Here is a 12944-nt window from a genome sequence, read left to right as displayed (position 1 = left end):
TACGTTTTATAAATGTTGCGCAAAAAGCTTAAATTTATGGATGAGTACTACATGAAACATAATTCAAGAAGGGGTGTTAATAATGACTCTTTTAAATGAGAAGCAAGTTTTGCTTCAAAAATCTATACGGGAATTTGTTGAGAAAGAACTCGTCCCCAAAGCTTCATATTGGGACGAACAAAACCAGGTCCCTTTAGAAAATATCAGTAAGGTAGCCGAACATGGACTATTAGGCTTAAGAGTCCCTGAAAAGTATGGTGGTCAAGAGTTGACCCTTACCGATGCGTGTGTCGTTTGGGAGGAAGTTGCTGGAGCATGTTCTAACACCGCATTCATCATTCATATATTAGACGCGTGCAGTGCAATTCTGTTGGAGGGGGGAACAGAAGAACAAAAAAATGAATATCTTCCAGCCATCTGCAGAGGTGAAAAATTAATGGCTTTCTCCTATTCTGAACCAGAAGGCGGAACGGACCTCTTAAAATTATCCTTGAGCACGAAAGCGGAGGAAAACAAGTATGTGATAAATGTGCAGAAAATTTTTACTGAGCTGGCAACTGTTGTCCGCGCGTTCATTGTTCTGATGCGTTCTGATGGGGGCTATACTTTATTTTTGGTGGATAGAAACACACCTGGATTAAGTGTCGGGGCACTTAATAAATTCATCGGCGCTACAGCAATTGGTAATGCGGTTGTCTATTTTGATAATTGCATTGTTGATATAGCAAACAAAATTGGCAAAGAGGGGAATGGTTTAAATATAGTGCTAAAGGTCTTGTTTTCTATTTTGATTCTTGACACCATGCTTGCCGTTGGAATAGCTAGGGCATCAATTGAGGCGGCAATTAAACATGTTAAGGAGCGGGAAATGTTCGGTTCAACTATGAGTAAGCTTCAAGGCGTTGGGTGGAAAATAGCGGAAATGGCTTTGGAGGTTGAGGCTGCAAGGCAGCTGGCATTTTATGGAGCTGAACTACTTGAGGAAGGGGACCCGAAGGCATCTACGATTGCTTCAATGGCTAAGTGGTATGCAACAGAAGCTTGTGTAAAAGTTTCAAAAGAGACATTACAATTATTCGGCGGGTATGGTATCACAAAAGATTATCCGCTACAAAGACATTTGAGGGATGCCCTTGCACTTACCATAGCGGGATTTCCCACTGATTATCATAAATCCTTCGTTGCACAGTTGCTCCTAGCATAAATGAGGGATAGTAAATGGCTGAAAAAGATAAATTTGAATCCTTGCCTGTCATGCTAAAGTACTGGCCAATAAGACAATACATAGACATTTACAAAGAATCGTTAGAAAATATTGAAGAATTTTGGGAGAAGGAAGCGAGAAAGCTAGAATGGTTTAGAACATGGGATAAAGTTCTTGAGTGGGATCCACCTTTTGCAAAATGGTTTTCTGGGGGTTTAATAAATGCATCGTATCTGTGTGTTGATAGACACCTGAAAACTTGGAGAAGGAATAAGGTTGCCATCTACTGGGAAGGAGAGAATGGTGAAGAGAGAACCCTGAGCTATTCCCAACTTTATAGGGAAATAAACAAGTTGGCAATAGCCCTCAAAAATCTTGGAGTCAAAAAGGGCGACAGAATAGCACTTTATCTTCCCATGATTCCTGAATTACCCATTGCCATGTTGGCATCTGCGAGGATAGGGGCCATACACACCGTAATCTTTTCTGGATTTAGTTCAATGGCGTTAGCAGACAGAATAAACGACACAGAAGCAAAGGTGTTGATCACGGCTGATGGAGGTTACAGAAGAGGAAAAGTTGTTCAGCTAAAAGAAATAGCGGACTCAGCTTTAGAAAATACTCCGTCTGTGGAGAAAGTTATAGTGGTTAAGCGGACAGGCCAAGAGGTTAGAATGAAAGAAGGCAGAGATCTCTGGTATCACGAACTTGTAAACGACATAAAAGGAAGGATAGATCCACTGCCCATTGAAAGCACCCATCCACTTTACATTCTATACACTTCTGGCACAACCGGCAAGCCTAAGGGGATAGTTCACAGCACTGGCGGATATTTGGTGTTCCTAAACTCCATATATCAGTGGGTCTTTGACATAAAGGAGGACAGCGTTTACTGGTGTACAGCTGATGTTGGCTGGGTGACGGGGCACAGCTTAATCGTTTACGCGCCGTTAATGCATGGGGCATCGATAGTGATTTATGAAGGAGCCCCCGACTACCCAAAACCTGACAGATGGTGGGAAATAATCGAAAAATATAGGGTCACAATATTTTACACTTCCCCAACAGCCATACGCACGTTCATGCGATACGGCGAGGAATGGCCCAAAAAGCATGACCTAAGCAGCCTAACAATTCTTGGAAGTGTAGGCGAACCTATAAACCCCGAAGCATGGCTTTGGTACTTCAGGCACATAGGTGGAGAACGCTGCCCAATAGTAGACACTTGGTGGCAAACAGAAACAGGAGGCGTAATGATATCGCCCGCACCAGGAATAGGGCTAGTGCCCCTAAAACCCGGATCAGCAACATTCCCGCTACCAGGCATAGACGCCGACGTGGTTGACGAAAGCGGCAAGCCAGCGCCCCCAGGCGTAAGAGGCTACCTCGTAATAAAGAAGCCCTGGCCAGGCATGCTAATGACCCTATACAAAGACCCAGAACGCTACAAACAAACATACTGGTCCAAATTTCCAGGCATGTACTACACTGGAGACTATTGCATGAAAGACGAGGATGGCTACTTCTGGCTTCTCGGAAGGGCAGACGAAGTATTAAAAATAGCAGGCCACAGGCTAGGAACTATGGAATTAGAAAGCGCCGTCATATCCCACCCGGCAATCGCCGAAGCAGCCGTAATAGGCAAACCCCACGAAATTAAGGGCGAAAGTATCGTTATTTTCGCAATCCTAAAGCAAGGCTACGTGCCAAGCGAGAAACTTAGAGAAGAATTAAAGGAGCACATGAGAAAGACAATAGGCCCCGTTGCTACACCTGACGAAATATATTTTGTTTCAAAATTGCCGAAGACGAGAAGCGGCAAAATTATGCGACGGGTCTTAAAGGCCGTGGTTTCAAACATACCCGTGGGAGATGTGACCACCCTAGAGGACGAAGCTTCAGTGGAGGAAATTAAACAAGCTCATCAAGAATTCAAAAAAATGATAGGGCATATAAGTTAAGGTTAAGCTGCTGTTGGATTTAAAATGTTTCGAGGGGAGAAAGGAGAGTTTCTTTCGGCGATATTTTCTCATCATCCAACTGGAAAGTTTTTTAAACCCTTTTATTTAAATTTTATTTGACCTGAAATGTTTGAAAACCTAACGTTAGCCGCTGTTGAGAACCCCGTCGTGCTGGTGTTTGTCTAGCCGTCCTACGGGTGGTTTTAGGCTTTTTGGGCAACAGGTTTAGGAACAGCATGGAAAAGTTTGATGTTGGCAAGTTCGGTGAAACCCTCATGTAGTGGGAAACCTTCCTTGTGCCAACCGTAAGTTTCTTTTTCTATTAAAATTTTAGCTGAAAATTCGCGCTTGTTTTCAGAAAGAGAGCAAAGCTTAAATGTTAGCTAAAACAAAATCATATTAAGGTGATTCATGTTTGTGTGAAGAAAGGATAGCCAATTTAATGACTAATGAGATGGCCAGGAACTCTTGTGAAATGGTTGGAGATGATTGGATCTATGAGGATGCGATTAACCCTTAGAGACCAAGAAGATGGACGAGTAGTTTTGCCTACAAATTATAATTACCTTATTCAGGCTACTATTTATCATAATATCTCGCGGGAATTAGCTACTTTTCTACACGACAAAGGCTTCCTTTTCAATAAGAGACAGTTTAAAATGTTCACGTTCTCAAGGCTTGAAGGACATTATATGTTGGACAAAAAGAACAAGCTGTTCATTTACGACGGCAACATAACTCTGCACATTTCCTCTCCTATCAAAAAATTTATAGAAGACTTAGCAAATACAATTGTGAAGAAGGGCTTCATGGTTTTAGGTAAACACATGCTTAGAGTGGTTGATTTGGCTTTTCCAGCTATGCCAACTATAAAAAACGGTCAGTTAAGAATACGCATGCTCTCCCCTTTAACAGTATATAGCACACTCATGACTCCTGATGGTAAGAAAAAGACATATTATTTTTCACCATATGAGAAGGAGTTTTCAGCCCTCATCAATTCCAACGTAAAGAAAAAGTATTATCTGCTTTCTGGCAAAAATATAAAATCCAACATTAAAATTAAACCATTAAGAGTAAAAGAAGTAACAACCTTGTATAAGGACACAGTTGTGAAGGGTTGGATAGGCCATTTCCTTTTAAAAGGCCCAAAAACACTCATTATGACTGCATACGAAACAGGACTCGGTGCTAAAAATTCACAAGGCTTTGGAATGTTTGAGGTGATTTAATGCTTAGTGCATTGAAGGAAATTGGCGAGATATTACTTTCACAGGGAGAAGAATTCCCCATTGAAAAGATTAAAAAAGAAGATCGGCTTGTCAAGGTTATTTTTGACCTAGACAGTGGGAAGTTGGAATATGACTGCACTATTGAATGTGACCAAGAAAGAGCAAAAGAATTCCTCTGGACTGGTAATGCAATAGGTATGAAGCCACAACTTGTACTGACCACCAATAATCCAAAATATTTGCTTGATCCAAAAAACAAGAAGTGGGCTATCGATCAGATAATCAGCGAAATTACTAAAAAAAGATTAAATGATGAAGACATAAGGAAACTGGAGCGTATTCTCAGCGAGGTTAAGGAAAAATTTTTCTCAGGCGGAAAGAGCTTTCAAGATTTTGAAGCTTTACTTTCCGAGAGAGAATGCCCTAAGAACAATGCTCTCTACACAGTATCTATAAAGAAGGATGGAAAACTACTAGACTTAGTTAAAGAACCAGGCTACCGGAAATTCCTGCGCTATATATTGTACGAATATGAGAGCGAAGATTATCCTATGAAGCTTGGGAGATGCCACATCTGCGGCGAAGAGAAGAAAGTGCTAACTAACCCATCTTATCCAGAAGGGACACTACTAATCATTTATAACGTTGACAAGGCTGGTTTTATGCCAGAGTTAAGCAGAAAGCCCGAAAACATGTTAAAAGCTCATGCCGTGTGTACGGATTGCAAAAAAAAGCTTGTGTTGAGCATGAACTTTATAGAACGAAAGCTAACTGCAAGAATTGGTGAAGAGTTAAATCTCTTCCTAATACCCGGAACATTCAGGATCGTGGAGAGAGGCATGGAAACACGTATGTCTTATGATATACTCCAGAACATCGCCCAAGAAATTAGTGATGCTTTTAATGCAGTGAATACTTTTGAAAAACTGGAAAAGGTTGAAGATCTCATGCAAGACGAAAACCTCCCCTTAGTCTTTTTAAATTTGCTGTTCGGATATCGAGCCTCATCACACTTCTCCTTTCAATATTTAATTCAAGATGTTCCAATGATGGAACTGTTGAAATTGGCTAAGTTGTCTAGTAGTATCTCAAAAGAATTAGCGGAATTGTTTTCTGAGTACTCTAGGGAATGGTACATTGGGTTCGAAAATATTTCCTCAATATTTCCTTTAAAAAAAGCAACGCAAATAGACTGGAAACCTTTAGTAGAGCTGTTTAATTCCATGCTCACTAGAACCATGTACCCAAGGGAAAACATAATTTCCAGGGCTGTTCTATTCGCTAGGATTAACAGATATAAGACTAGGGGATACAACATAAATACTGAAAAGAGCGACGAGGAATCACTCTGCAGAGGTCTTTTAAAGTATAATTTGTTAATAAAACTTTTAAGGGAGCTCAATGTTATTGAAGAGTGGCAGGAGGCTATTGAAATGGAGCAAGAAAACGGGACAAATTCGCTCAAAATCCCCGACGATAAAATTGAAAAATTCTTCTCAATGATGAAGTATACGGAGTGGCAAAAAGCGCTTTTCTTGCTTGGTGTCCTTATAGGAAAAATAGGAATAGAACAGTACAAAAATAATAAAAATAAAGCCGTGCTCAATAAGATAAGATACGAGGGAATGCCTGTTGAAAGAGTTAAATATCTTGCTTCCTCTGTGCATGAGGGGTTAAAGAATTACAGATTACTAGACACCTATAATGAGGAATTATATGCATACATGAAAAAAATGTTAGACAGAAATTTAGAAGCGCTTCAGAATCCAATAGACAATGTGTTTTACATACTTTCCGGATACGCGTATGTAACTCTTCAAGCCATAACGAGCGGAGGTGAAAAATGAGATGGAAGAGGGACTTACGAACAGTGAGATCCTGTTAATATACGAGGCGAAAATGTGCAATCCAAACGGCGATCCTGATGCAGAGAATAAGCCGAGGATCGACCCAAAAACAAACATAAACCTTGTCACTGATGTTAGACTGAAAAGGTTCTTCCGAGATTACATTGTCGAAAAGTTCGGCGAAAATTATGTTTATGTAACTAAAATTGCGGGCGAAAACGTCACAGCCGAAGAAAGAGTTAAAATGCTTCTCAGAAATCTTGACGAAGAGAGTCTTCATAAAGTGCTTGAGAGGTGTATAGATGCGCGGCTTTTCGGAGCGACCATGACTATCAAAGAAAAACCAAAATCATTTATAGGCCCAGTTCAGTTCACATGGGGGTTCTCATTCCACAAGGTTGAAGTCATGGACACATCTGCAATAACATCAGTCTTTTCCGGGGCTGTTGAAAAATACGGTACAATAGGCAGGGACTGGCGCGTTTACTATTCTCTAATTGGATTTTACGGCGTTGTAAGCGGCAGAAGAGCTAAAGTAACAGGGATGTCTCAGAACGACTTGAAAGTGTTCGACAATCTTATCTGGAAAGCCCTCGAGGTTCAGCCAACAACGAGGAGCAAGATAGGTGAGAGACCACATCTTTATATGCGGATAGAATACAAAGACGCTGACACTGTTCTCGGTGACCTACGCAGGTTCATTGTGGTTAATCAAAAGGGAGAAGCTATAAGAGATTTCAAAGACTTGGACATTAACTTTAATGAGCTAGTCAACAACCTAGAACGGAACAAGGACGTCATATCCAAGCTTTACTTGAGGACAAGTGAGGAACTAAGTTTCGTTGAAAAACCTGTTAAAAGCTGCTGCCCTGAAAAGTTCTCAAAACTTCCACATGAATTAACTGACGCAGAAATAAAAGCCGTTATAGAGAGAACGTGAGTGAACTTGAAGCTACTAGTCTTCGATGTGAAGAGCTTTTTTGCGCATTTCAGAAAGCACTTCTCAACTACAAGTTCTCTCAGCTACTCCTTCCCGCCCAGAACTACGATCGCTGGGATGATTGCAGCTATACTCGGCTACGATAGAGACTCATACTATTCTATTTTTTCCTCAGATAAATGCAGGATAGCGTTGCAAGTGAAATCGCCAGTAAGACATATTACAAACACATTGAATTACTTAATGACTGACAAGCCTCTGACTTTAAAGAAGTTGATGGGAGCTGGGGGATCAATGCAAGTGCACGTGGACACGCTTGTTTCAGGCGAACGTGAACTATCTCAACTATCCTTCAGAATATTCTTCAACCATGAAGATGAGAAGTTGATGAATGAGGTTGCAGATCGAATAAGGAGACATAAATTTTCATATCCTCCATCTTTGGGCACTGCTAACAATATAGCTAGTGTGGAATTCGTTGATGTTGTAGACGCTGAAGTTTATAAGCCAAACGATGAGGTTGAAGTCCATACTGTGATACCCATCTCAGTCATTAAGAAGATTTACCCGCAGCATGAACGGAAAATATATATCGAAGATCTTGTACCGGCAGATTTCAGTGAAGATAGGAAACTGAGAAGAAAAGAAGATTACGTCTATGAAGAGAAAAGTAAACCAATAAAAGTCAAGGTAGATTGTGAGGTTTTCAGCTGCACGTTAAATGGTGACAAAGTTGTCGGCGTTTTCATGTAATAATGATTGTGAACATTTTTGCTCGCATCCAGGCGTTGAGCTGAAGAGACATCTCAGCGAAGTTGGAAAGTTGTGCAGGGAGTACGTCTCTTCCGTCAGGATTGATGATCCAAGGATAGCTGAAGCTGCTGAGATCATCGGTAAATGCCACGATATAGGCAAATACACAATCTACTTCCAAAAGCGCTTAAAACCCAACTGTTATCAAAATGTAAAAGTGCGGGGCAACCTTTCGGACCATTCCGAGCTGTCAGCAATTTTTGCATCCTGGCTGATAAACAGGAGGTTGAAAGACCCTTTCCTAGCCGCTATAGGATTTATCTGTGTTTACTCCCATCACGGTAATCTTAAGAGCTTTGACTTTTTAGAAAAAAACATTGACCTTCCCGGGCTTGATGAACATGTGATTATGGAGCAGGTAAGCTCTATTAAAAGTAACATCAGCAAAATATCTAACGAGCTAGCTGAAATCGGTTTACAGGAGATCTCTGATTTCATATGCAACTTTAAGAACTTTCTACCCGAAGTCAGTCAAGCGTTAAAGTCGGCCATACGTCATCTCCGGGGCTTGGAAGAGCAGGAGAGGTGGCGAAGCTATTACACCACCCTTTTACTCTTTTCAGCCCTCGTTGACGCGGACAAAAAAGATGCCGGAGGGGTGAAGACTATCAGCCGAAGAACGCTTCCCTCGGACCTTGTTTCGAAATACGTTGAAGAAAGGTTTGCCTCAACGAACTCATCCGAAATAAACAAGCTCAGAAAGTCCATTTTCTCAGATGTGGACAAACGCCTCGCTGCAGTTTTGACGAGCGCGCCGAGAATCATCACGATCACTTTGCCTACAGGAGCAGGGAAAACCCTGCTAGGAATACATGCTGCGCTCAAAGTCAGCGAGAGCCTCGGGTATGTCAGGATAGTCTACTGCCTGCCCTACATCAACATAATTGAGCAGACCTATGCCCGCGTGGAGGATGTGCTGTCCGTCTACTATGGGAGGAAGCCCGACATCTCCACTCTTCTGAAGCACCATCACCTATTTTTCCCATCACAGAAATCAAACAATGTTCCACTCGATAAGCTCCTGCTTTTAGTGGACTCATGGGAATCAAGCTTCGTCGTCACAACCTTTGAGCAGCTTCTGCGGTCCATAATTGGGAGCGAAAATTCGCCGCTTAAAAAGTTTCACAACCTGGCTGGCTCCATCCTCATCTTGGACGAGGTTCAGGCGATCCCGCTTGAGTATTGGAGGCTTGTGCGCGACGCCCTGCTGTATCTGGCCGAAGAGTTTAACATGAGGATCATATTGATGACCGCCACCATGCCGGCAATCTTTAGTGGGGAAAGCGTTGAACTGGTGCCTGAACCGGAAAGATACTTCAAACACATGGACAGAACGGAGCTGATACCACAGCTTGAAAAGACCGTAACGGCTGAAGAGTTTGCGGATCTCTTCCTATCAAAGTGGACGAAGGGCACATCCGCGCTTTTAGTTGTTAATACTATAGGGGCTTCGAAAAGGGTCTATAGAAGGTTGGTTGAAAGGCTTGGGGAGGAGGCAGTCAGGGTCGGACCAAATGATGAATTGCCAGAGCCTGCAAAGGTTGTGTTGGCATACCTGTCGACGAGCATAATTCCCATGGAGAGGAAGAGAAGGATAGAACTGTTGAGGAGGCTTTTGGAAGAGCGGCGCAGCGTGATTCTGGTTTCCACACAGGTTGTTGAGGCAGGCGTGGACCTGGATTTCGACCTCGCCTTTAGGGATCTTGGCCCCCTCGACTCAATCGTTCAGGTTGCCGGAAGATGCAACAGGAACTGGAGGCTTCCGGAAGGGAAAGTGTACGTCCTCAGGATCGTTGATGAAAACGGACAGGAGGATTCCAGGAAAATATACGGCTGCATACTTCCGAAGATAACCATGGAACTTATAGCCCATAAGGAGAGCATAAAAGAGCACGAACTTGCAGAATTGATGAAGCAGTATTACAAAGACGTCACTTACAGAATGAACGTCGAGAAGAATCAATATTGCGAGGACCTATTGAACAAAATAAAGAGGTTGAACTTCGAGAAATTGGCTCACTTCTCACTTATCAAAGAGGAGCCCAAGGTGCCCGTTTACGTGGAATATGATGGTGAGGCTGAGCAGCTGCTGAAAAAGTTTAAGGAGGTCCTAAGCGCTATAGAAAAGGAAGAAGTTTTAGAGAATGTGTTTAAGCTTAAAGCAGAGCTTAGAAAGCTGAGGGCTGAGATGGAGAACTACATTGTCGAGGTTTATGAGAGCGAGGCGAGCTTGAAGAGCCTTGAGCCCATAACGACCCGAGCTAACGTATTACGTGTGCCCCGCGAGGAAATCCCTGCCTACTATGATCCGGAGACGGGATTTAAAACCGCAACACGCGAAGAATCAAAATTCTTAATATTCTAACATGAGGTGGTATTGTATTGCAAGTCGATCTTCCCTACACCCTTTGCTCCAGCAAACCGATTACGGGCACGCTTGTTTGGTATTACTTCATCTGTAAGCGCGAGGTTTGGCTAATGAGCCACGAAATAACCCCTGACGAAGACGCGTCGGCTTTAGATATTGGGAGGGCGATTCATGAGATCTTCTACCGTAGGATGCTAAAGGAAGTATCCTTGGAGGGCATAAAGATCGATTTATTCAAAAGAGCCGAAAGAGCGGCGTGCGAGATAAAAGCATCCTCGAAATTTATTGAAGCAGCACGTTTTCAACTCCTCTACTACCTTTTCAGACTTAAGGAGTACGATGTTGATGCTGATGGCTGGATCCTTATCCCAACCGAAAAGAGGAAGATAAGTGTGAAGCTAGATGCAGAAGCTGAACAGGTGCTCTTAAAAGTCCTTAACGAAATTAAGGAGATAGCTCGGCTGGAACGCCCCCCGCCGCCGATCAGGATTCCCTATTGCAGAAGATGTGCATATAAGGAATTTTGCTGGGCGTAAGCTATGAAGAAAACAATTTACATTTTCAGTATAGGCGAGATAAAGCGAAAGGGAAACACATTATGTCTTATCAAGGAGAACGGTGAGAAGAAATATGTACCTGTATCGGAAATCTCCTCCCTGATGATCTTTGGAGAGACGACATTTAATAAGAGGTTGCTGGAGTTTTTATCATCAAACGAAATAACCCTTCACATTTTCAACCATTACGGTTATTATATGGGAAGTTTTTACCCTAAAACCCACTACAACTCAGGGTTTATGACGCTGAAACAGTGTGAACATTATCTAGATTATGCAAAAAGGCTCATACTGGCTAGAAAGTTCGCTGAAGGTAGTTTAAGAAATATGTTGAGAAATGTAATCTACTACCATAATAGGAAAGGAGGACTCAGCTCGACAATAAAATTCCTTGAAGATGCTTCGCTTAAACTGAGGGAAGCTCGCACAGTGGAGGAGGTGATGGCCGTTGAGGGTCAAGCAAAAGAGCAATATTATATTTCCTTCAACACAATAATCGACGATGCAGAATACCATTATGAAAAAAGGGAACGAATGCCACCTAAAAGTCGGTTGGATGCTTTGTTGAGCTTCGGCAACAGTCTTCTTTACGTTACGGTGCTGAGCGAAATTTATAAAACACATCTAGATCCTAGAATAGGCTTCCTCCACGCTACAAATTACAGAAAATTTTCGTTAAACTTAGATGTTGCAGAAGTATTTAAGCCGATAATAGTCGACAGGGTCATATTTACACTGACAAATAAAAGAATGCTTGACCCCTCATGCTACATGGAGGAGTTAGGTGGCGTATACCTTAGCGAAAAGGGAAGAAAAAATTTTATAGAGCAGTATGAAGATAAGCTCAAACAAACCATAAGCTACGAAAGAATGAGGGTCTCTTATCAGAGGATGATAAGGCTTGAGCTATACAAGCTTGAAAAGCACCTCATCGGAGAAAAGGAGTATGAGCCATTTGTCACGCAATGGTGATAATCATGTTCGTGATAATGGTGTATGACGTTGGCGAGGAACGGCTTCCCAAAGTTCTGAGCATAGGAAGAAGGTATCTTACATGGGTCCAAAACTCGGTTTTCGAGGGCGAAATAAGCGATGCCAATTTCATAAGACTAAAAGATAACTTATCAAAAGTAATAGACAAGAAATACGACGCCATAACTTTTTACATTCTTCGAACCACAGCATACCTCAAAAAGGAAAACCTCGGAGTAATAAAAGGAGAAAGCACGACAATAATATAAACCCCCTAACAGTCGATCAAACATCACCAAGTCATCATTGTAGATCGACAGGAAACCATCACCGAAAAAGCCGCAAAATTATTCAGGGGTTGTTAGAATACCTATAAGGGCTTGAAATAGTCATATCCTTGATTCAAAAGATTGTTCAGTTTGGGTTGTTAGAATACCTATAAGGGCTTGAAATAAAAATATTGGAAAGATACCGATGTAAAACATCTGGTTGTTAGAATACCTATAAGGGCTTGAAATTTGAAGCCTGAAGCAGTGCAAAAACTCGTGGAGATAGTTGTTAGAATACCTATAAGGGCTTGAAATTCAAAAATAAAACAGGTAAAATCAAAACTAACATGTGTTGTTAGAATACCTATAAGGGCTTGAAATGCCCGCCTCCGCCTTCTTCTTCCTTCTTCTGTTGTTAGAATACCTATAAGGGCTTGAAATTTGAATCAAGGTTATGATTCTCAGCTATCACAACTAGTTGTTAGAATACCTATAAGGGCTTGAAATTCTCCCCTGGTCTCACAAAAATACCTTCCTCTTTCCTGTTGTTAGAATACCTATAAGGGCTTGAAATTCATCGTCATAATCTATGATTTTTATCTTGGTAAATGTTGTTAGAATACCTATAAGGGCTTGAAATCTTTTATACGTCTCTTTGACCCATGAATTTATCTCTTTGTTGTTAGAATACCTATAAGGGCTTGAAATTACATCATTTTTGAAGAAAAAGAAATATCCTATAGAGTTGTTAGAATACCTATAAGGGCTTGAAATCTGTTGC

Annotated in this window: 10 protein-coding genes and 1 CRISPR repeat array (1 of these 11 running past the window's edge); all 10 genes read left to right on the top strand. The window is 41.7% G+C overall.

Going from position 1 to position 12944, the window contains the following annotated elements; genetic code table 11:
• Window positions 1-82: 82 nt before the first annotated feature.
• The 10 genes from QW128_04400 (at window position 83) to cas2 (ending at window position 12163) form a co-directional block, all read left to right on the top strand.
• Entirely contained in the window at window positions 83-1204 is a 1122-nt protein-coding gene (locus QW128_04400; GenBank protein MEM3832826.1) for an acyl-CoA dehydrogenase family protein, read from the top strand.
• Window positions 1205-1254: 50 nt separating this feature from the next.
• Window positions 1255-3165 (top strand): acetate--CoA ligase, encoded by a 1911-nt coding sequence (gene acs / locus QW128_04395; protein ID MEM3832825.1) that lies wholly within the window; start codon window positions 1255-1257, stop codon window positions 3163-3165.
• Window positions 3166-3650: 485 nt separating this feature from the next.
• Window positions 3651-4397 carry a CRISPR-associated endoribonuclease Cas6 gene (cas6, locus tag QW128_04390; GenBank protein ID MEM3832824.1) on the top strand — a complete coding sequence of 249 codons (747 nt, stop codon included), beginning with the start codon at window positions 3651-3653 and terminating at the stop codon, window positions 4395-4397.
• Window positions 4397-6244, top strand: coding sequence for a type I-B CRISPR-associated protein Cas8b/Csh1 (cas8b, locus tag QW128_04385; protein MEM3832823.1), 1848 nt, complete (start codon window positions 4397-4399; stop codon window positions 6242-6244). The genes cas6 and cas8b overlap by 1 nt, the downstream gene beginning before the upstream one ends.
• A gap of 1 nt (window position 6245) precedes the next feature.
• Window positions 6246-7184: a type I-B CRISPR-associated protein Cas7/Csh2 gene (gene cas7b, locus QW128_04380; protein MEM3832822.1), complete on the top strand. Its 939-nt coding sequence runs from the start codon at window positions 6246-6248 to the stop codon at window positions 7182-7184.
• Between the two features lie 6 nt (window positions 7185-7190).
• Window positions 7191-7937, top strand: coding sequence for a type I-B CRISPR-associated protein Cas5b (gene cas5b, locus QW128_04375; protein MEM3832821.1), 747 nt, complete (start codon window positions 7191-7193; stop codon window positions 7935-7937).
• Window positions 7918-10362 carry a CRISPR-associated helicase Cas3' gene (cas3, locus tag QW128_04370; protein MEM3832820.1) on the top strand — a complete coding sequence of 815 codons (2445 nt, stop codon included), beginning with the start codon at window positions 7918-7920 and terminating at the stop codon, window positions 10360-10362. The genes cas5b and cas3 overlap by 20 nt, the downstream gene beginning before the upstream one ends.
• A gap of 17 nt (window positions 10363-10379) precedes the next feature.
• Window positions 10380-10901 carry a CRISPR-associated protein Cas4 gene (gene cas4, locus QW128_04365; GenBank protein MEM3832819.1) on the top strand — a complete coding sequence of 174 codons (522 nt, stop codon included), beginning with the start codon at window positions 10380-10382 and terminating at the stop codon, window positions 10899-10901.
• Between the two features lie 3 nt (window positions 10902-10904).
• Window positions 10905-11894, top strand: a complete 990-nt coding sequence (gene cas1b / locus QW128_04360; GenBank protein ID MEM3832818.1) for a type I-B CRISPR-associated endonuclease Cas1b — start codon at window positions 10905-10907, stop codon at window positions 11892-11894.
• Window positions 11895-11899: 5 nt separating this feature from the next.
• The gene (cas2, locus tag QW128_04355; protein MEM3832817.1) at window positions 11900-12163 is read left to right on the top strand and encodes a CRISPR-associated endonuclease Cas2; all 264 of its coding nucleotides are present in this window, start codon (window positions 11900-11902) and stop codon (window positions 12161-12163) included.
• An 88-nt stretch (window positions 12164-12251) separates the two neighbouring features.
• Window positions 12252-12944: direct repeats of the CRISPR family, unit length 29 nt; unit sequence GTTGTTAGAATACCTATAAGGGCTTGAAA (it continues 1454 nt past the right edge of the window).

This window comes from Thermoprotei archaeon, from assembly GCA_038881895.1.
Taxonomy (GTDB): domain Archaea; phylum Thermoproteota; class Thermoprotei; order Gearchaeales; family WAQG01; genus JAVZOV01.
Note: the sequence above shows the minus strand (reverse complement) of the source record. Positions and strands in the feature narration are given on the sequence as shown.